The following is an 18,986-nucleotide window of genomic DNA, read 5'->3' as shown; positions in this document are numbered from 1 at the left end:
GTGAATGGCTTGCGCATCAGTAGGCCGCTCCCGTCGCGCGCAGGACCGTGGAGATGAGCTCCACGTTGACGTGGCCCGCGTCGGCGACCTTGCACTGGCCCGGTGCGAACCGGTTCAGGTTGTTGCAGGTCTGGGCGGGGTTGTTGGACGGCACCAGCGCTGACGGCGGCCGGTACGTGATCTTGGTGGCGAGGGTCTTCTTGTCGACGCTGACCTGGAAGGCGTGGATCAGCGGTGGCAGGATGTTGAGCAGGTCACCGAACTGCTTGGAGGTCGCCGCGAGCAGGGTCGTCGCGGGCACCGTCACCTCGAGCAGGGGAGCGATGAAGGCACCGTACTTGTCGAGCACCTTGGCCAGCACCTGAACCAGCGGGACCAGCTTCGGGAAGGCGTTGATTCCGACGTCCATCAGCGGCTCGCCGACGTTCTTGATGCGGAAGGCGTACTTGGTCAGGAAGTCCCGCATCTCGCCCCAGTTCTGCACCAGGCCGTCCGAAGCCGGCGCGAACGCGTCGAGGATGGCCGCGACGTCACCCATGCCGGGGCCGGGGTTGCGCATGAGCTCTCCGAGCTTGTTGGTCAGCTCCGAGATCTGCGGGCCGGTGCCCGCAGTGGCCTTGTTCAGCGCGGGGATGGACGCCATCGCCCTGCGGAACTCGTCGTCGCCCCCCGCGGTCGTCAGGTCGTCCACGACCTTGGACACCGCCTGCAGTGACTCCGTGATCGACAGCGGGGTCTTGGTGTTGGTGATGCACTTGCTCGGCTGCCAGGTGGGGCCGCCCTTGTAGGTCTCAAGGAGCTCGAGGCGACGCTGGGCGACCAGCGAATCCGCGATCGCAACGAGACCCACATTGGTGGGCAACTTGCGGTCGGACGGAAGATCGAAGTCGATCCGGGTCGTAGCACCGTTCGGAGTGATCTTGGTGATCTCACCGACCGGATAGCCGAACTGGGCGACCTTGCTACCGTTGTACAGGCCCACGGCGTTGTCGAGCTCGGCGCAGTACGCCGTTGTCTTCTCGGTCAGGCCCTTGAAGGCGACGCCGCCCAAGACCAGCGCCACGGCCACGAGGACCACGAACGCGGACATGGCGCCGCGCGAAGCGAGGAACTTACGCATCAGCAGGTCACCCCCGGAGACGGAATGCAGACATTGGTGGCGAGGAAGGTCTTCTCGGACTGGTTGAGCTGGATCGTGCCGTCCGGCGCGATCGTCTTCTGCAGCCCGGCAAGCATTTCCTTGGCGTTGGCGATCGCCGGCTCGATCTGCTTGACGACGTCTTTGGCCTTGGCGACCAGGGCGTCGAACCGGCTGGCCAGCGGATCGATGTTATTGAGGTACACGTTCAGCACCGGTTCTAGGCGGGAAGTGAGCTCGGTGAGCCCGGAGAGGTAGGTCTTGAAGCCGGACAGGTTCACTTCGGCCGCCGAGAAGAACGTCGCCATGTTCCGCATCAGCGAGAGCAGGAGGTCACCGTTCTTATTGACAGTCGTCGAGTACTCGCCCATCACCTTCACGAAGTCGCCGGCCTGATCCTGCTGGCGCAGAATGTTGTCGAACATCCGGTTGAAGGTACCGACCGTGTTCCGGATCGACTCGGGCTGACTCTCAAGTGCATCGTTGAGTTGGCTCATCGATTGTCGAATGGGGGTCGACGTGATCTTGTCGATCTTCGGTGTCGCCTGCTGGAAGGTCTCGAGGAGGCTGTACGGCATGTTCACGCGCTCCGGCGGGATCGGCTTATCACCGAGATCCGTGGTGCCCATCGGGGTCAGCGCCATGTAGTAGCCGCCGACCGTCGTGAGCATCTTCATCGAGACCGTGGTCGCATCGCCGAGGAAGATGTCGTTGTCGACGCGGAACTTCACCCGCACGCGGTCGTCGAGCAGTTTGACGTCGGACACCGATCCGACGCTGATGCCGGCGACGCGGACGTCTACGCCCGTCCGCACTGCCTGCGCTTCTGTGAAGTCGGCCGAGTACTCCTTGGTGCCCGGTTGGAAGATGAACAGGTAACCGCAGATCGTCAGGACGATCACGCCGATCAAGGCGCCCACGATGCCCCAGTTCAACTGATAGCGACGGTCCTGGGCCGCCGTCGGCATCGGACGGTTGAACAAACTCACTTTTGATTGCATACCGTCACCTTCTGGCCTGCGACGAACAGGTTCATCATGCCGGGCAGCTTGGCCTGGCCGTTCGAACAAGTAAGGGAAACTGCACCGTTTGCTTGCGGCTTGGTGCCCTCATTGAGGAGCTGGACGATGCCGGGGAGCGTCGCAAGTGCGTTGACCAGTTGCTCTGCGATCGGCATCGCGTTGGCGACGATCGCGTCGAGCGGCGGGTTCTCGTTCTGCGTCAATCCCAATGCTGCAAGCAGCGCATTGACGCGGCTCACGACTCCCGACGTGTTGTCCGACCAGTCGCGCAGCGAATCCACGTTGCTCGCCAGGGTTCGGGCGAACAGGTCGAGCTGCTGCAACACCTTGGTCAACCCGGGGGAAGCACCGCCGATGGACTGAGACACGGATCCCAGGTTCGTGATCAGCTGAGTGAGTACCTTCTGCCGATCGTTGGAGACCGCCATCAGTTTGTCGAGCGACCCCAGCAGCGGACCGAGACCCTGTCCGTTGCCCTGGATGACGCCGAGCACCGACTGGGTCAAGTGGTTGATGTCATCGGCGTTCAGTGTCGACAGCACCGGCTTCAGGCCGACGAACACGGTGGTGATGTCGAACGACGCCTGGGTGTGCTTCTCGTCGATGGTCGCGCCCGGCTTGACATTCGATCCCGTGCTCTTCGGGTTCTGTTGCACCTCGAGAAAGCGCGAGCCCGTGAGGTTCTGGTACCTGATCGCGAGCGTGTCATCCACGCGCACCTTGCGATTGTCCTGCAGGGTGAACGAGACAGCCGCGTTCGAGATGCGGTGATCGGACGACTGCGCGACCTCGATGTCCGTAACTTTGCCGACCTGTACGCCGAGCATGCGGACGTCGTCGCCGACCTTGAGTCCTGAGACGTCCTTGAACTTGGCGTGATACGTCTCCAGGTTGCCCCCGGGCGGGCGCGTGAGCGCCTGCATCACCATTACCAGCATCAAGATCATGATCACGGCGAACACCGCGATCTTCACAATGGTCCTGGACATTGCTTTCATCGTGACTAGCTCCCTGGCTTCGGGGTCGGGGTGCTCGACGGAGCCGGCTTCGCGGACGACGGTGCTCCGCTCGGCGTGGCCGGCTTGTCGCCCGGTTTCGGCGGGATGTACTGGAAGGTCGGTGCGGGCGGCAGCATCGCGCCGATGGCGGGGTAGTCGACCGACAAACGCAGGTTCAGCACAGGGCCGTTCGGGGTGTTCGGCATGGCCTTGCGCACGTTGTCCATGAGCTGGCCGAGCTGGATGCCGACGCCGGTGGCGCTCCCGTTGGGGAAGGACGTCAGGATCGGCTGCATGAGGTTCACCAGCATCGGCGTCGCGGTCTTGAGTCCGCCGAGCGCCTGAGGCGACAGGATCTTCTGCAGGGCCGCCGTGAGGCTGTTCTTCTCGTCGGTGATCGCATTCATCGTTGCATTGCCGCGGTTGACCCAGCCCTTGTCGTGCACGTTCCCGTAGTCGTACAGCGACTTGATCGCCGGGATCACCGCGGTGACCGCACTATCGGCGTTCTGGATCGACTGCGTGATGGTCGGGAAGGTCTGCGCGGTAGACAGCTTCTGGGTGTCCTGGACCGCCTGGGCGACGCTGCCGAGTGCGGTGAACAGCGGCAGCATGGCCTTCGACGAGGCGTCGAAGTTGAGCAGGATCTGACTCATGTGCGGTCGCAATGCGTCCCGGTTGACGTCACCGATCGTGGCAATCATGTTGGACACGGTGTTGTCGGTGATCGCCTTGGTCGGCGTGATCTGCGCGCCTTCACGCAGCGCTCCGCCCCCGTCGTGCGGGGTCAGGATGACCTCGGTGATACCGAACAGGTTGCCGGCCGAGTATGCGGCCTCCAGGTTGTTGGTCAGGGATGCGGCCTCGGCCTTGGTCAGCGTGACCGTGACGCCCTGCTGGCCGTTACCCAGCGCAGACACGCCGGTGACATGGCCCACCTGGACACCCTGGATTCGAACCGGCGCGCCGTCTTTGACGCCGGCGGCAACCGCCGCCGATCGAAGAGTGAACGAGAACTCGTCCTTCGGCAGAAGCGATTTGATCAGCCACCCGACGAGGACCAGCACGAGGATTACCGCCACGACGATCAATCCTCGGCGCCGAAGCACCGATCGATCGATCGACATACCGGGTACGGAGACGACTCCCATTTCTTACCCCTTGAAGTAGACGGGAGCGGTGATGCCCCACAGCACGATCGTCATGATGAGATTCAGCGCGACGACAGCCACGAGACTGGCGCGGATGGCACGCCCCGAGGCGGTGCCCACACCCTCAGGGCCACCGGAGGCGAAGAAGCCCTGGTAGCAGTGGATGATGATGACCGCGGTGAGGAAGACCGCCACCTTGATCACGGAGAACGTGATGTCAGAGGCACTGACGAATTGATTGAAGTAGTGGTCGTACGTGCCGGACGGCATGCCGTAGACGGACTTGACTACCCACGCGCAGGACGCCCAGGACAGGATCAGTGTGATGAGGTACACCGGGACCACGGCGATGAGCCCGGCGATCACACGCGTCGTCACGACGAAGGAGACGGAGCGCAGGCCGAGGGACTCGAGCGCGTCGATCTCCTCGTTGATGCGCATGGCGCCGATCTCGGCCGTCATACGGCAGCCGGCCTGCGCTGCGAAGCCGACGCCCGCGAGCATCGGGGCGAACTCGCGGGTGTTGGCGAAACTCGCGATGACGGCTGTGAGCGGACCCATACCCAGCATGTTGAGGATCGCGAATCCCTGCACGGCGACGATGCCGCCGACCGTGATACCGAGCACCGCGAGAACCGGGGCGGTACCGCCGCCGACCACGAGAGCGCCACGGCCCCAGGTGATGTCGGTGAGGATGAACATGATCTGGGAGCGGTAGTGCTTGATCGCGTGGGGAATCGTCCGGATGACCTCGGCGATGAACGACATCACGTGGCCGATTGTGTCGAAGACACTCCACGCGGAGCCGGAGGTTCCGAACAGGTTGAAGAACCAGCGTGTGCCCCGCGGGCGGTAAACGGTTGCCATGTCTCTCCTAGCCAACCTGCATGGGGAAGAACATCGTCGCGATCTGCGTGATCAGCAGGTTCAGAGCGAAGATGACGACGAACGAGAGGACGACGGTCGCGTTCACGGCGTCGGCGACACCACGGGAACCGCCGCGGGCCTCAAGGCCTCGCTGGCAGCCGACCAACGCGATGACCGTGCCGAAGATGAACGACTTGAAGATGGAGATCCACACGTCGACGGGGTGCGCGAAGGACCCGAAGGACAGCCAGTACGCACCGGGCGTCACACCCTGTGCGCCGACGGCCACGAGGTAGCCGGCCACGGTGCCGACGGTGATCACGAGAATGCTCAGCAAGGGCGCGACGATCCACGCGGCTAGCATGCGGGGCACCACCAGGCGGTTGATGGGGTTGATTCCCATCACTCGCATCGCGTCCGTCTCCTCGCGGATGGTGCGGGCGCCAAGATCGGCGGCGATGGCGGATGCACCGGCGCCGGCGAGCAGCAGGCCGGTCGCGATCGGGGCGCCCTGGGAGATCACCGCGATGCCGCCGGCCGCGCCTTGGAGGGAATCGGCACCGAGCTGCGCGATGATGTTGCCGACCTGGATCGCGATGACGATGCCGAACGGGATGGCGATCAGGATGCCAGGGAAGGTAGTGACACCGATCATGTACCAGACCTGATTCAGCGTCTCCTTCCACTGGAGCTTCCCGCGGACGGTGTCGGTGACCATCGCCACCAGGGTCATGATCAGCATTCGAACGTTCCGACCGATGGTGCGGAACGAGTCCACCACGGTACCGGAGAAGTTCTTGCTGATGATCGACCAATAGGTTGGCCGCTTGGCGCTTCCTGCACCTTGCACAACGGATTCCGTCACCGTGAACGTCTCCTCTCGACTGTGGCCACGCTGTGACCCACATACTGCGTTCTCAGGTGTATGACCGAGGACACTATAACGGTCCGACGAGTGATGTGCGTCATTGGCTTGCTTCGCGACCGCAGTGTGAGCGACTCGTCAGTAACATTCCGATCGAGGGGTGGCGATCATCCATCGTCTCAGGTCAGAACGTGTTCCGCCGAGATGAATTCGCAACGACGAGCCGGGGGGATCGGCGCGCGACGGGGGTGCGAGTAGATTCGCACGCGTGCACATCGAGGCGTCGGGCGGGGCGGTCATCGGGGCCGGGTCTGCCGGGGTCCCGATGCGAGAATTGCTGGTAGTGGGACTGACAGCTGCGGTTGTCACATTCTTTGCCACATCGCTGGTCAGGGTCGTGGCCACTCGGTTCGGCGCCGTCGCAGTGCCCCGCGCGCGCGACGTCCACGTCGTCCCCACTCCCCGCCTCGGCGGGGTCGGCATCTACACCGGGATGCTCGCCGGGATCTTCCTGGCGGCCCAGCTGCCTGCGCTGACCCGGGGCTTCGCCTACTCCAAGGACGCCGTCGCGGTCCTCGTCGCCGGAGCGGTGATCGTGGTGGTCGGCATCATCGACGACAGATGGGGCGTCGACGCGCTGACCAAGCTGGTGGGCCAGATCTTCGCCGCGGCACTTCTGGTGGTGCTGGGGGTGGCCTGGAACGTCGTCTACGTCCCGGGGGTCAACACGACAGTGGTCCTCGACCAGCTGCAAGCCGGGCTCCTGACCGTGGTGGTCGCGGTGGCGACCGTCAACGCCATGAACTTCATCGACGGGCTCGACGGACTGCTGGCCGGTGTCGCGGCGCTGGCGGCGCTGGCCATCCTCATCTTCTCCGTCGGGCTGATGTTCGATTCGGGCGGCGATGCGCCGTCCTACCCGCCCGCACTCATCTCCGCGGCGCTGTTCGGCGCCTGCGTCGGCTTCCTGCCGCACAACTTCCAGCCGGCCCGCATCTTCATGGGGGATTCGGGGTCGATGCTGCTCGGGCTGACGCTGGCGGCGGCGTCCACCTCCGCGTCGGGCCGGATCTCGCAGAACGCGTACGGCAGCACGGACATCTTCGCGCTGCTGCTCCCGTTGTTGCTCGCCATCGCGGTGATGTTCGTGCCGATGCTGGACCTGTTGCTCGCGGTGGTTCGGCGTACCCGCGCCGGGGTCCATCCCTTCACGGCCGACAAGATGCATCTGCATCACCGGCTGCTGGGTCTCGGCCACAGTCAGCGTCGTGTGGTCGTGGTCATCTACCTGTGGGTCGGTGTGCTGGGCCTGAGTGCCGCGGCCTCGACGATGCTGCGGCCGGCGCTGATCGCGCCGCTGTTCGGAGCGGGCCTACTGTGTGCGCTCGTGTTCACCGTGGTGCCGCGGATCCTGCCGCGCCTGCGGGAGCGTTACTCCGAAAGCGCGAGGTCACGTGCTTCGTCGAACAATCGAACCCGGTAACGCAGAACGCCCGTCCTGTTGTACTATCGTGTGTAGTTGATAGGCGGGATACAGGCGGAGCCCCGATGTGGGGAGCGCCCCTACTTCTTGGTAGAGTCTCAGCTAATCACAAAGAATCCGTGATGTGACCCACGCTACGGATTCGGCAGACGCCGCCCGGTCGCCGCGAACCCGTCGCAGGTGCGACCCCGACCCTGAGGAGGGGCCATGACGACGCCAGCCCCTGAGGTCGACGGTGCCGCCGCGCGAGGCGTTGTGACGTTCACCAACCCGTTCGTGATCCTCGCGGGTATCTCCGTCGTCGTGGCCGGTATCGCCGCGTCCTTCGGTCAGGTGTGGTTCGCCGCGTGGTTCTTCGTGGGCGGCCTGCTGGCCCTGCTCAACGCCAAGCTGGTCGTCATCAAGGTCGCGAACGCGACCGCCGAGGACGAGCCGCGCAAGACTCCCGTCGCCGTGAACTCGGTGGTCCGGCTCGCCGTGGTCTCCGTGATCGCGCTCGCGACGGCCTACTTCTTCCAGTCCATCGGCGGCCTGGGCATGATCTTCGGACTCGCGGTCGGACAGATCGTGCTCGTCCTCAACACCGTGATCCCTGTTCTGAAAGGACTACGTCAGCAGTCATGAGCACGAATCTCCTCGCCGAGGGCGCCATCTCGCCCGGACATCACCGCCAGGCCGAGTGGCTCGGGATGACCTTCAACACGGACACCATCTTGTCCACTGTCATCGCCGCGCTCGTCGTGATCGCTCTCGCATTCGTGCTCAAGGCCAAGGTCACCTCGACCGGTGTGCCGTCGGGCGTGCAGTTGTTCTGGGAGACGATCACGATCCAGATGCGCCAGCAGATCGAGTCGTCGATCGGCATGCGCGTCGCACCCTTCGTGCTGCCGCTGGCGGTCACGCTGTTCGTCTACATCCTCGTCGCCAACTGGCTCGCGGTGCTGCCGGTGCAGTACGGCAAGGGGGAGGGCTCGGGTGAGCTCTTCGCCCCCGCCGCCTCGGACATCAACTTCGTGCTCGCGCTCGTGGCCGTGGTCTTCGTCTGGATCCACGCCGCCGGCGTCAAGAAGCGCGGCATCATCGGCCACCCGGTCGCACTGGTGAAGGGTCACGCCATCGGCCTCGCCCCGATCAACATCATCGAGGAGATCGCGAAGCCGGTCTCGCTCACCCTCCGTCTCTTCGGCAACCTGTTCGCGGGCACCGTCATGGTGGCGCTCATCGCGCTCTTCCCGGCGTACATCCTGTGGCTGCCGAACGCGATCTGGAAGTCCTTCGACCTGTTCGTCGGTCTGATCCAGGCCTTCATCTTCTCGCTCCTGACCATCCTGTACTTCTCGCAGGCCATGGAGACGGAAGAGCACTAGAAACCTCGCCCGGCCGGCCCGGCCGACGCGACCACAGACCCTGGTAGGCGTACTACCAGAAACGAAAGGGAAAGTAACAATGGCAGCAGATCCGCAGATCGTTCAGGGTGCGCTCATCGGCGGCGGCCTGATCATGGGTGGCGGCGCCATCGGCGCCGGTGTCGGCGACGGCCTGGCCGGCGCTCAGCTGATCGCGGGCATCGCCCGCCAGCCCGAGGCGCAGGGTCGCCTCTTCACCCCGTTCTTCATCACCGTCGGCCTGGTCGAGGCCGCGTACTTCATCAACCTCGCGTTCATGGCTCTGTTCGTGTTCGCGACCCCGGGCGCGTCCTAAGCCCTGACCGCCCTCGCTAGAAACGGGAACTGACGTCATGCAGCTCGCTGAGGCTGAAAAGCAGAGTAACTTCCTCGTCCCCAACGGCACCTTTTTCGTCGAGCTCATCATCTTCTTGGTGGTGCTCGGGATCATCTGGTTCTTCGTCGTCCCGTCCATCACCAAGGTGCTGGACGAACGCGAGGCCATGATCGATCAGACGGTCAAGGACCAGCGGGGCGCCGCCAAGGGATTCTCCGACGCCGAGTCGGAGTACAACGACGGTGTCCGCACCGCACGTGCCGAGGCCGGTTCCATTCGCGACGACGCCCGGGCCACCGGTCGCGCCGCGATGGAGGAGCAGAAGCAGCGAGCGACCGCCGACGCGGAGGCTCTCACTCGGCAGGAGACCGAGCAACTGCGCGGCGAAGGCGAAGCCTCGGCCGCAGCGGCGCGAGGCGATCTCGCGCCGCTGTCGGCGACACTCGCCAGCCGGGTGCTGGGCTTCGACGTGACGCAGGACCCGAAGCTGAAGGCTGAACTCGACCAGATCAACCGCGACTCGGTGGTGAAGAACTAAATGGAAATCTTTATCGGACAGTTCGTCGGCTTCCTCCTGGTCCTGTTCATCTTGTGGAAGTGGGTCGTCCCCGTCGTCCGCAAGGCGATGCAGCAGCGTCAGGAGACGGTGCGCCTCGAGCTCGAGGCCTCCGCGGCCGCGCGCACGAAGCTCGCCGAGGCCGGCGCGGCGGGGGAGCGGGCGCGTGAGGACGCGGCCCGCGAGGGGAGCCGCATCCGCGACGAGGCCCGTGGCGACGCGGACGCGATCCGCGACGAGCTGCGCTCGCAGACCGAGCGCGAGGTCGTGCGCATCGGCGAGCACGGCGCGGGACAGACGGCGCTCAACCGCAGCAACCTGATCCGCGGCCTCCGTGCGGGGCTGGGCACCGAGGCGGTCGACGCCGCGGCGAAGCTCGTGCGGGGTCACCTGGCCGACCCGGCCAACCAGAGCGCGTCCGTCGACCGTTCGCTCGACGAGCTCGAGCAGATGTCGCAGGGCGCCGACGAGACGCGGATCACCGAGGTCGACCGGATCGGATCGCGCTCGATGCGCGCCTCGAGCCGGGACTCGGTCCGGGCCCTGTCCGCCGGTTTCGACCAGCGCACCGCGTCGGTCGACGAGGCGGCACTGGCCCGTACGGCGGAGGACCTCGCGGACGTCGTGGGCGTCATCAACGATCAGCCCACGCTGCGCAAGCACCTCGCCGAGTCCTCGGACGCGCCGGAGAGCAAGCGTGCCCTGGTCGCGAACCTGTTCGGCGGCAAGATCTCCGACGATGCCGTGGCGTTCGTCCAGGATGCGGCCGCCAGTAAGTGGTCGGCTCCGGCGGACTTCGCCACCGCGGTCGAGCGGCAGGCCCGCGTCGCGATCCTGCTCGGCGCCGAGCGCGCCGGCAAGCTCGACGAGACCGAGGACGAGCTGTTCCGTGCCGGTCGGATCCTCGAGGCGGAGCCGAAGCTCACGGCGATGCTCTCCGACACTCGCGTCCCGGCCTCCGGCCGAGTCGCGCTGCTGGACAAGGTCTTCGGGGACAAGGTGAATGAGTTCACCGCGGCTCTGCTCCGCCAGACGGTGCGCCTCATCCGCAGCGGCCGCGTCGACGCGGGCGTCGCTTCGATCGCGGATCTGGCCGCCGCACGTCGCGGCGAGTCGGTCGCGATCGTCGAGTCGGCCGTCGCCCTGACGGACGCGCAGCAGACCCGCGCCGCGGACCTGCTGGCCCGCATCTACCAGCGCAAGATCACGGTGCAGACCGAGGTCGCGCCCGAGCTCCTGGGCGGACTGCGCATCACCGTCGGCAACGAGGTCATCGACGGTGACATCGCCTCCCGCCTCGACCGGGCCGCAGACCAGCTGCCCCGCTAATCACACACACTTCCACCCGAACCACACAGAGGGAAACGAGTACTCATGGCTGAGTTGACGATCTCAACCGACGACGTCAAGGGCGCGATCGAACAGTACGTCTCGACGTTCGAGGCCGACGCCTCCCGCGAGGAGATCGGCACCGTCTCCGATACCGCCGACGGCATCGCCCACGTCGCGGGCCTGCCCGGCGCGATGGCGAACGAGCTGCTCGAGTTCCCCGGTGGGGTGCTCGGCGTGGCCCTGAACCTCGACGAGGACGAGATCGGCGCCGTCATCCTCGGTAACTACGAGGAGCTCCAGGAGGGCCAGCAGGTCCGCCGCACCGGCGACGTGCTGTCCGTGCCCGTCGGCGACAAGTTCCTCGGCCGCGTCGTGAACCCGCTCGGCCACCCGATCGACGGCCTGGGCGACATCGAGGCCGAGGAGCAGCGCGTCCTCGAGCTGCAGGCCGCGACGGTGCTCGAGCGCCAGCCCGTCGAGGAGTCGCTCGCCACCGGCATCAAGGCCATCGACGCCATGACCGCCATCGGCCGCGGCCAGCGTCAGCTGGTCATCGGTGACCGCAAGACCGGTAAGACCGCGGTCTGCGTCGACACCATCCTCAATCAGAAGGCGAACTGGGAGTCGGGCGATCCGACCAAGCAGGTCCGCTGCATCTACGTCGCCATCGGCCAGAAGGGCTCGACGATCGCCGGCGTGAAGTCCGCGCTCGACGAGGCCGGTGCCATGGAGTACACCACCATCGTCGCGGCCCCCGCGTCCGACTCGGCCGGCTTCAAGTGGCTCGCCCCCTACACCGGCTCGGCCATCGGCCAGCACTGGATGTACCAGGGCAAGCACGTTCTCATCGTGTTCGACGACCTGTCGAAGCAGGCCGAGGCCTACCGCGCCATCTCGCTGCTGCTGCGTCGCCCGCCGGGCCGCGAGGCGTACCCCGGCGACGTCTTCTACCTGCACTCCCGCCTGCTGGAGCGCTCGGCCAAGCTGTCCGACGCGCTCGGCGGCGGCTCGATGACCGCGCTGCCGATCATCGAGACCAAGGCCAACGACGTCTCGGCCTTCATCCCGACCAACGTCATCTCGATCACCGACGGCCAGGTCTTCCTCGAGTCCGACCTGTTCAACAAGGGCGTCCGCCCCGCGATCAACGTCGGCACCTCGGTGTCCCGCGTCGGTGGTGCGGCGCAGACCAAGGGCCTCAAGAAGGTCTCGGGCTCGCTGCGTCTGGAGCTCGCGCAGTTCCGTGAGCTGGAGGCCTTCTCGGCCTTCGCCTCGGACCTCGACGATGCGTCGAAGGCACAGCTGGCGCGCGGCGCCCGCTGGGTCGAGCTGCTCAAGCAGGACCAGTACAGCCCGTCGTCGGTCGAGGACGAGATCGTCTCGATCTACCTCTGCGGCGAGGGCCACTACGACTCGGTGCCCGTTGAGGACGTACGCCGCTTCGACGGTGAGCTGCTGAGTCACCTGCACCACGCGGCGGCCGGTGTCTACGAGTCGATCGCCGGCGGCAAGGTCCTCGAGAAGGACCAGGCCGCTGCCCTCGTCGCGGAGACCAACCGCTTCAAGGAGAGCTTCCTGGCCTCCGACGGCTCGCGGGTCGTCAACGAGGCCGAGGCCGGCGCGCTGCCCGCCGAGGACGTGGAGCAGGAGACGATCAAGGTCAAGCGCAATGGCTAGTATCCGAGAGCTGCGCTCGCGGATCCGGTCTGTCAACTCGACCAAGAAGATCACGAAGGCGCAGGAACTGATCGCGACCTCGCGGATCTCCAAGGCGCAGGCCCGGGTCGCGGCCGCCAAGCCGTACGCGGAGGAGATGACCTCCGTGCTCTCCGAGCTCGCGGGCAAGTCGGGTTCACTGGACCATCCGCTGCTCACCGAGCGCGAGAATCCGAAGCGCGCGGCGATCCTCGTCGTGTCCTCGGACCGCGGCATGTGCGGTGGCTACAACTCCAACGTGCTGCGCGAGACCCGTGAGCTGATCCAGCTGCTCAAGAGCGAGGGCAAGGAGCCCGTCCTCTACGTCATGGGCCAGAAGGGCGTGGACTACTTCCGCTTCCGAGGCCAGGACGTCGCGGGCTCGTGGACCGGGTTCTCCCAGCAGCCCCACCACTCGGACGCCACCGCGGCGACCGAGACCCTGGTGACGCTGTTCGAGGCCGGGTCGCAGGAGTACGTCACCGTCGACGGTGCCGAGACGCACGGCGTGGACGAGCTGCACATCGTGTACACCCGGTTCGTCTCGATGCTCTCCCAGAGCCCCGAGGTGCGTCGCATGGCCCCGCTGGTGGTCGAGGAGACGGACGAGGCCCCGTCGGACGCCCCGGACCGCAACTTCACCTTCGAGCCGGGTGCCGACACGCTGCTGTCGGCGCTGCTCCCGAAGTACGTCGCCACCCGCGTCTTCGCGGCGCTGCTCGACTCGGCGGCATCGGAGAACGCGGCCCGTCGTACGGCCATGAAGGCGGCCACCGACAACGCCAACGATCTGGCCGTCTCGCTCTCGCGTGAGGCGAACCAGCTCCGCCAGGCGCAGATCACCTCGGAAATCAGTGAAATCGTCGGTGGCGCTGCCGCCCTCGCAAACTAAGAAACGGGAAAAGAAAGAATGACTACAGCTACCCAGCCCGCGTCGGCGGGCACCGCTGCGGCCACCGGTCGCGTGACGCGGGTCATCGGCCCCGTCGTCGACATCGAGTTCCCGCGCGGCTCCGTCCCCGACCTGTTCAACGCCCTGCACGCGGAGATCACGCTCCCGTCCGTGGCGAAGACGCTGACCCTCGAGGTCGCGCAGCACCTCGGTGACAACCTCGTGCGCGCCATCTCGATGCAGCCCACCGACGGCCTCGTCCGCGGCACCGACGTGACCGATTCGGGCTTCCCGATCCGTGTCCCCGTCGGCGATGTCGTCAAGGGCCACGTGTTCAACGCCCTGGGCGACTGCTTGGACACCCCCGGCCTCGGCCGCGACGGCGAGCAGTGGGGCATCCACCGCAAGCCCCCGGCCTTCGATCAGCTCGAGGGTAAGACCGAGATCCTGGAGACGGGCATCAAGGTCATCGACCTGCTGACCCCGTACGTCAAGGGCGGCAAGATCGGCCTGTTCGGCGGCGCCGGCGTCGGCAAGACCGTCCTCATCCAGGAGATGATCACCCGTATCGCGCGCGAGTTCTCGGGCACCTCGGTGTTCGCGGGCGTCGGCGAGCGTACCCGTGAGGGCACCGACCTCCACCTCGAGATGGAGGAGATGGGCGTGCTGCAGGACACCGCCTTGGTGTTCGGCCAGATGGACGAGCCGCCGGGCACGCGCATGCGCGTCGCCCTCTCGGCCCTGACCATGGCCGAGTACTTCCGCGATGTCCAGCACCAGGACGTGCTGCTGTTCATCGACAACATCTTCCGCTTCACGCAGGCGGGCTCCGAGGTCTCGACCCTGCTGGGTCGTATGCCCTCCGCCGTGGGTTACCAGCCCACCCTGGCCGACGAGATGGGCGAGCTCCAGGAGCGCATCACCTCGACCAAGGGCCGGTCGATCACCTCGCTGCAGGCCATCTACGTGCCCGCGGACGACTACACCGACCCGGCGCCGGCCACCACCTTCGCGCACCTCGATGCGACCACCGAGCTCTCGCGTCCGATCTCGCAGCTGGGTATCTACCCCGCCGTGGACCCGCTGACCTCGACCTCGCGCATCCTCGAGGCGTCGATCGTGGGCGACGAGCACTTCCGCGTCGCCAACGAGGTCAAGCGCATCCTGCAGAAGTACAAGGAGCTGCAGGACATCATCGCCATCCTCGGTATGGACGAGCTCTCCGAGGAGGACAAGGTCACGGTGCAGCGCGCTCGCCGTCTCCAGAAGTTCCTCGGCCAGAACTTCATCGTCGCCGAGAAGTTCACGGGTGAGAAGGGCTCCGTCGTGCCGCTGGCCGACACCATCGAGGCCTTCGACCGCGTGTGCAAGGGCGAGTTCGATCACCTGCCCGAGCAGGCGTTCAACTCCTGCGGTGGTCTCGACGACGTCGAGGCGGCCGCGAAGAAGATCGCCGGGAAGTAGTTTCGAGTGGCTGACACGGCGTTTCAGGTAGAGGTCGTCTCCGTCGAGGAGCGGCTGTGGTCGGGCGATGCGACCTTCGTCATCGCCCAGACCACGGAGGGTGAGCTGGGTGTCCTGGCGCACCACGAGCCGCTGTTCGGCCAGCTCATCTCCGGTGGCGCCGTCGCCATCGACACGGTGAGCGGCGAGCGGCTCTCCGCGGCCATCCGCGGCGGGTTCCTGTCGGTGACCGGCGAGAAGGTGACGGTACTCGCCGACGGGGCCGAGTGGGCCTCGTCGCTGGTCGAGTCCGATGTCCGGCGCGCACTCGAGAGTGCCGCGGACGGCTCGGACGAGCAGGCGGTCGCGCAGGGGCGACTGCGCGCGATCGAGTTCCTCGCGAACAAGTAGGCTGGAAGAAGCAGCGTGAAAGCCGGTGGCCCGGTGAAACGGGCCACCGGCTTTCTGCTATTCGTACACGAGACGGGTGAGGGAGGGGCGCGATGGCGGGCGTGGTGTTCGGCGTGACCGTGGCGGTCCTCGTCCTGCTTCTGGTCGGCGCCGTCGTGGTGCTGCGCCTGTACAGCCTGCGCGTGGCCGGCGTCCCGATCATCCTGCGATACCTACCCGCCGAGGACGAGCACGGGTGGCGGCACGGGACGCTCCGGTACGACGACCACGAATTGCGGTACTACCGCCTGTCGAGCGTGCGGCTCGGCCCCAGCTGGACGCTGCCGCGCAGCGGAACCGAGATCGTCGGCCGCCGCGCGCCGCACGGCACCGAGCTCGACGTGATCGATACCGACATGGTGATCGTGCACGCCGTCACGCCCGACGGGGAGACGGAGCTCGCCTTCGCGCGTGACGGCCTGACGGCGTTCCAGTCCTGGCTCGAGTCCAGGCCCAGCCCGCGCCGGCAGCGCTAGCGGTCGCCTCCCGGCACCCACAGCACGTCACCGCCCGGGTTCGCGACCCGGGACAGTATGAACAGCAGATCCGAGAGCCGGTTGAGGTACTTCGCCGGAAGCACCGACACGGAGTCTTCGTGCTCGGCGACCGCGTCCCACGCCGCACGCTCGGCCCGCCGGACGACGGTGCGCGCGACGTGCAGGTACGCGGCCAGGGGAGTGCCTCCCGGCAGGATGAACGAGTCGAGCTTGGGCAGGTCGGCGTTGTACTCGTCGCACCACGCCTCGAGTCGCTCGATGTAGTCACCGGTGACGCGCAGCGGCGGGTACTCGGGATCGGCGACGATCGGGTTCGACAGGTCGGCGCCGACGTCGAAGAGTTCGTTCTGGATCCGGACCAGCACGTCCCGCAGCTCCGGTTCGGGATTCCCGACGGTGACCGCCACCCCCAGCGCGGCATTGGCCTCGTCGCAGTCGGCGTAGGCGCGTAGGCGCGAGTCGGACTTGGGGACCCTGGAGAAGTCGCCGAGCCCGGTGGTCCCGTCGTCGCCGGTGCGAGTGTAGATGCGCGTGAGGTGGACAGCCATGGTCACAGGCTGTCACAGGGTGCGGTGCCGTGCCATAGGCTGACCCGTGTGGGTGAGAAGTTTCTGGTGCACGGTGGAGCCCGATTGACGGGCGAGGTCACCGTGGGTGGCGCGAAGAACAGCGTCCTGAAGTTGATGGCGGCCACGTTGCTCGCCGAGGGCACCTCGGTGCTCACGAACTGCCCCGAGATCCTGGACGTGCCGCTGATGGCGGACGTGCTCCGGGGTCTCGGCGCCGAGGTGGAGCTCGAGGGGGACACGGCGCGCATCACGACGCCGGCGGTGCTGAACCACCGTGCGGACTTCGACGCGGTCAAGCAGTTCCGCGCGTCGGTGTGCGTGCTCGGCCCGTTGATGGCGCGCGAGCACCGGGCCGTCGTGGCTCTCCCGGGGGGAGACGCGATCGGATCGCGCCCTCTGGACATGCATCAGTCCGGGCTGCGCGCGCTCGGCGCGACCAGCTCGATCGAGCACGGCTGTGTGGTCGCGCAGGCGGATTCGCTGACCGGGGCGGAGATCACGCTCGAGTTCCCGTCGGTGGGCGCGACCGAGAACATCCTCATGGCCGCGGTCCTGGCGACGGGGCTGACCGTGATCAGCAACGTGGCGCGGGAGCCCGAGATCGTCGACCTGTGCTCGATGCTCGTCCAGATGGGCGCGGACATCGAGGGGATCGGCACCGACACCCTGATGGTTCGTGGGGTGGAGAAGCTCCATCCCACGGAGCACCGGGTGATCGGCGATCGGATCGTCGCGGCCACATGGGGTTTCGCCGCCGTGATGACGCGCGGTGACATCACCGTCAACGGCATCGCGCCGGACACGCTCGGAGTCGTCCTGCAGAAGCTGCAGGACGCTGGGGCGACGGTGACCGAACGCGCGGACGGGTTCCGGATCGCGTCGCCGGAGCGTCCGCACGCCGTGAACGTGGCGACCCTGCCCTTCCCGGGGTTCCCGACGGATCTGCAGCCGATGGCCATCGGGATGGCCTGCGTCGCGGACGGCACGTCGATGATCACGGAGAACGTCTTCGAGGCGCGGTTCCGATTCGTCGAGGAGATGGTGCGCCTGGGTGCGGATGCCCGGACGGACGGGCATCACGCGGTGATCCGGGGAGTGGAGCAGCTCTCGAGTGCGCCGGTGTGGTCGACCGACATCCGCGCCGGCGTGGGCCTGGTCCTGGCCGGCCTCTGCGCCGACGGGGTGACCGAAGTGCACGACGTCTTCCACATCGACCGCGGCTACCCGAACTTCGTCGGCAACGTGACGGCGCTCGGCGGGCGGATCGAACGCGTTTCCTGACCGCGGATCGGTGGGACCACCTGCCGATTTGTGTTCGGAGTTCGACGTGTGTAACTTATATCGAGTCAGCAGCGCCCAGGCGCCGCCCGGCAAGGCCCACAGCAGTCCAATGAATCTGGATCTCGACGTGCCGCCGGAAGTTCGGAAACCGGGAAGATTCGCAAGGATCATCGCGCTGACCGCCACGGAAGAGAAACCTTCTCCTCGAACTCGCTGTGCGAGATCGTGTGGTTCCTCCATGTGGTGAGCGGTTCGGAATGCCGAAACGCGGCCCGCGAGAGCGAGTTGCGAACGAAATTCCGACCTGCTAGGCTAGAACGGTTGCTCTGAGCAGCCAGCCCCACGAAAGCAAGCCACTTTCGAGCGCCCAGCGCGGTCGAGAGGGCTCTGGCGTGGGACTGAGCGGTTCGAAGTGCTTCCGAGGGTGGCTCGCGAGAGCGAGTTGCACACGGAAATCCGATCTGCTAAGCTTGAACGGTTGCTCCGAGCGGGCCGGCCAGGGTTTTTGACTGGGTGGTTTGGAGAGAGTAGCATGGACTGCCTGCGAAGGTGCGGTTCACACGATAGGCACGGGCTTCGGTTTGTGTGGTGTGGGCGGCCGCGTTTGGCGTGTTCTTTGAGAACTCAACAGTGTGTCGATGAAATTGTCAGTGCCAAAATTTTTTGGCACGCATGGACAATCAAATTTTTGGTTGTTTGTGTTGTGGCTTTTCTCGTTTATTTCTTTGCGAGATGTATTTCTGGAATCATTGATTTTTGTCAGTGGTTTCGTTTTGTTCAGGATTTCCTGGATTATGCTGAAACCTTGTGTTTCTAGTGTTTTTTATGGAGAGTTTGATCCTGGCTCAGGACGAACGCTGGCGGCGTGCTTAACACATGCAAGTCGAACGGTAAGGCCCTTCGGGGTACACGAGTGGCGAACGGGTGAGTAACACGTGGGTGACCTGCCCTGTACTTCGGGATAAGCCTGGGAAACTGGGTCTAATACCGGATATGACCTTTCCCTGCATGGGGTTTGGTGGAAA

19 protein-coding genes and 1 rRNA gene are annotated in these 18,986 nt (G+C 65.9%); 13 read left to right on the top strand and 7 right to left on the bottom strand.

The genetic code is table 11. From position 1 onward, the window contains the following. Positions 1–16 precede the first annotated feature (16 nt). The 6 genes from AXK61_RS20915 to AXK61_RS20890 all read right to left on the bottom strand — a co-directional run bounded on the left by AXK61_RS20915 (position 17) and on the right by AXK61_RS20890 (position 6,041). On the bottom strand, positions 17–1,120 hold the full coding sequence (locus tag AXK61_RS20915; protein WP_068575203.1) for an MlaD family protein: 1,104 nt from the start codon (positions 1,118–1,120) through the stop codon (positions 17–19). Then, positions 1,120–2,127, bottom strand: a complete 1,008-nt coding sequence (locus AXK61_RS20910; protein ID WP_197466893.1) for an MlaD family protein — start codon at positions 2,125–2,127, stop codon at positions 1,120–1,122. The genes AXK61_RS20915 and AXK61_RS20910 overlap by 1 nt, the downstream gene beginning before the upstream one ends. Beyond that, positions 2,124–3,149, bottom strand: coding sequence for an MCE family protein (locus AXK61_RS20905; RefSeq protein WP_175400103.1), 1,026 nt, complete (start codon positions 3,147–3,149; stop codon positions 2,124–2,126). Before AXK61_RS20905 ends, AXK61_RS20910 begins: the two co-directional genes overlap by 4 nt. A 14-nt stretch (positions 3,150–3,163) precedes the next feature. Next, positions 3,164–4,240 carry an MlaD family protein gene (locus tag AXK61_RS20900; RefSeq protein ID WP_231855631.1) on the bottom strand — a complete coding sequence of 359 codons (1,077 nt, stop codon included), beginning with the start codon at positions 4,238–4,240 and terminating at the stop codon, positions 3,164–3,166. Positions 4,241–4,312: 72 nt separating this feature from the next. After that, positions 4,313–5,176 carry an ABC transporter permease gene (locus AXK61_RS20895; RefSeq protein ID WP_068575207.1) on the bottom strand — a complete coding sequence of 288 codons (864 nt, stop codon included), beginning with the start codon at positions 5,174–5,176 and terminating at the stop codon, positions 4,313–4,315. Positions 5,177–5,183: 7 nt separating this feature from the next. Beyond that, on the bottom strand, positions 5,184–6,041 hold the full coding sequence (locus AXK61_RS20890; RefSeq protein WP_068746942.1) for an MlaE family ABC transporter permease: 858 nt from the start codon (positions 6,039–6,041) through the stop codon (positions 5,184–5,186). Between the two features lie 325 nt (positions 6,042–6,366). Between AXK61_RS20890 and AXK61_RS20885 the strand changes: the two genes are divergently transcribed. The 11 genes from AXK61_RS20885 (at position 6,367) to AXK61_RS20835 (ending at position 16,090) form a co-directional block, all read left to right on the top strand. Beyond that, positions 6,367–7,524, top strand: coding sequence for a glycosyltransferase family 4 protein (locus AXK61_RS20885; RefSeq protein ID WP_082789518.1), 1,158 nt, complete (start codon positions 6,367–6,369; stop codon positions 7,522–7,524). A 207-nt stretch (positions 7,525–7,731) separates the two neighbouring features. Further along, positions 7,732–8,148, top strand: coding sequence for a hypothetical protein (locus AXK61_RS20880; RefSeq protein ID WP_068746940.1), 417 nt, complete (start codon positions 7,732–7,734; stop codon positions 8,146–8,148). Beyond that, entirely contained in the window at positions 8,145–8,891 is a 747-nt protein-coding gene (gene atpB / locus AXK61_RS20875; protein WP_068746939.1) for a F0F1 ATP synthase subunit A, read from the top strand. Before AXK61_RS20880 ends, atpB begins: the two co-directional genes overlap by 4 nt. 79 nt (positions 8,892–8,970) lie before the next feature. After that, positions 8,971–9,225, top strand: a complete 255-nt coding sequence (locus AXK61_RS20870; protein WP_068575212.1) for a F0F1 ATP synthase subunit C — start codon at positions 8,971–8,973, stop codon at positions 9,223–9,225. 37 nt (positions 9,226–9,262) lie between these two features. After that, entirely contained in the window at positions 9,263–9,784 is a 522-nt protein-coding gene (locus AXK61_RS20865) for a F0F1 ATP synthase subunit B (protein WP_068746938.1), read from the top strand. Beyond that, complete coding sequence (locus AXK61_RS20860) at positions 9,785–11,131, top strand: F0F1 ATP synthase subunit B/delta (protein ID WP_068746937.1); 1,347 nt, start codon at positions 9,785–9,787, stop codon at positions 11,129–11,131. It abuts the gene before it with no gap. A 45-nt stretch (positions 11,132–11,176) separates the two neighbouring features. Next, complete coding sequence (gene atpA / locus AXK61_RS20855; protein WP_068746936.1) at positions 11,177–12,811, top strand: F0F1 ATP synthase subunit alpha; 1,635 nt, start codon at positions 11,177–11,179, stop codon at positions 12,809–12,811. After that, positions 12,804–13,721: a F0F1 ATP synthase subunit gamma gene (locus AXK61_RS20850; protein ID WP_068746935.1), complete on the top strand. Its 918-nt coding sequence runs from the start codon at positions 12,804–12,806 to the stop codon at positions 13,719–13,721. The genes atpA and AXK61_RS20850 overlap by 8 nt, the downstream gene beginning before the upstream one ends. Before the next feature lie 18 nt (positions 13,722–13,739). Then, a complete protein-coding gene (atpD, locus tag AXK61_RS20845) occupies positions 13,740–15,185 on the top strand; it encodes a F0F1 ATP synthase subunit beta (RefSeq protein ID WP_068746934.1) in 1,446 nt (481 codons plus the stop codon). A gap of 6 nt (positions 15,186–15,191) precedes the next feature. After that, positions 15,192–15,575 carry a F0F1 ATP synthase subunit epsilon gene (locus AXK61_RS20840; protein ID WP_068746933.1) on the top strand — a complete coding sequence of 128 codons (384 nt, stop codon included), beginning with the start codon at positions 15,192–15,194 and terminating at the stop codon, positions 15,573–15,575. 92 nt (positions 15,576–15,667) lie between these two features. Next, complete coding sequence (locus tag AXK61_RS20835; protein WP_068746932.1) at positions 15,668–16,090, top strand: DUF2550 domain-containing protein; 423 nt, start codon at positions 15,668–15,670, stop codon at positions 16,088–16,090. Here AXK61_RS20835 and AXK61_RS20830 read toward each other — a convergent pair. Beyond that, positions 16,087–16,659, bottom strand: a complete 573-nt coding sequence (locus AXK61_RS20830; RefSeq protein ID WP_068747176.1) for a cob(I)yrinic acid a,c-diamide adenosyltransferase — start codon at positions 16,657–16,659, stop codon at positions 16,087–16,089. The two genes, AXK61_RS20835 and AXK61_RS20830, sit on opposite strands and share 4 nt — an antisense overlap. A 48-nt stretch (positions 16,660–16,707) precedes the next feature. Here AXK61_RS20830 and murA point away from each other — a divergent pair, with 48 nt between their 5' ends. Together murA and AXK61_RS20820 are read left to right on the top strand one after the other, a co-directional pair. Continuing rightward, positions 16,708–17,961, top strand: coding sequence for a UDP-N-acetylglucosamine 1-carboxyvinyltransferase (gene murA, locus AXK61_RS20825; protein ID WP_068746931.1), 1,254 nt, complete (start codon positions 16,708–16,710; stop codon positions 17,959–17,961). 822 nt (positions 17,962–18,783) lie between these two features. Next, positions 18,784–18,986, top strand: a 16S ribosomal RNA gene (locus tag AXK61_RS20820); the annotation flags it as partial.

The sequence above is a fragment of the Tsukamurella pseudospumae genome, assembly GCF_001575205.1.
Lineage (GTDB): Bacteria > Actinomycetota > Actinomycetes > Mycobacteriales > Mycobacteriaceae > Tsukamurella > Tsukamurella pseudospumae.
Note: the sequence above shows the minus strand (reverse complement) of the source record. Positions and strands in the feature narration are given on the sequence as shown.

What these genes read in the sequence shown, in the direction of transcription:
- AXK61_RS20880 (WP_068746940.1), top strand. Translation starts at nt 7,732, where the DNA reads ATGACGACGCCAGCCCCTGAGGTCGACGGTGCCGCCGCGCGAGGCGTT.
- AXK61_RS20895 (WP_068575207.1), bottom strand. Translation starts at nt 5,176, where the DNA reads ATGGCAACCGTTTACCGCCCGCGGGGCACACGCTGGTTCTTCAACCTG.
- AXK61_RS20830 (WP_068747176.1), bottom strand. Translation starts at nt 16,659, where the DNA reads ATGGCTGTCCACCTCACGCGCATCTACACTCGCACCGGCGACGACGGG.
- AXK61_RS20860 (WP_068746937.1), top strand. Translation starts at nt 9,785, where the DNA reads ATGGAAATCTTTATCGGACAGTTCGTCGGCTTCCTCCTGGTCCTGTTC.
- AXK61_RS20885 (WP_082789518.1), top strand. Translation starts at nt 6,367, where the DNA reads ATGCGAGAATTGCTGGTAGTGGGACTGACAGCTGCGGTTGTCACATTC.
- atpA (WP_068746936.1), top strand. Translation starts at nt 11,177, where the DNA reads ATGGCTGAGTTGACGATCTCAACCGACGACGTCAAGGGCGCGATCGAA.
- AXK61_RS20915 (WP_068575203.1), bottom strand. Translation starts at nt 1,120, where the DNA reads ATGCGTAAGTTCCTCGCTTCGCGCGGCGCCATGTCCGCGTTCGTGGTC.
- atpB (WP_068746939.1), top strand. Translation starts at nt 8,145, where the DNA reads ATGAGCACGAATCTCCTCGCCGAGGGCGCCATCTCGCCCGGACATCAC.
- AXK61_RS20870 (WP_068575212.1), top strand. Translation starts at nt 8,971, where the DNA reads ATGGCAGCAGATCCGCAGATCGTTCAGGGTGCGCTCATCGGCGGCGGC.
- AXK61_RS20865 (WP_068746938.1), top strand. Translation starts at nt 9,263, where the DNA reads ATGCAGCTCGCTGAGGCTGAAAAGCAGAGTAACTTCCTCGTCCCCAAC.
- atpD (WP_068746934.1), top strand. Translation starts at nt 13,740, where the DNA reads ATGACTACAGCTACCCAGCCCGCGTCGGCGGGCACCGCTGCGGCCACC.
- AXK61_RS20835 (WP_068746932.1), top strand. Translation starts at nt 15,668, where the DNA reads ATGGCGGGCGTGGTGTTCGGCGTGACCGTGGCGGTCCTCGTCCTGCTT.
- AXK61_RS20850 (WP_068746935.1), top strand. Translation starts at nt 12,804, where the DNA reads ATGGCTAGTATCCGAGAGCTGCGCTCGCGGATCCGGTCTGTCAACTCG.
- AXK61_RS20905 (WP_175400103.1), bottom strand. Translation starts at nt 3,149, where the DNA reads ATGTCCAGGACCATTGTGAAGATCGCGGTGTTCGCCGTGATCATGATC.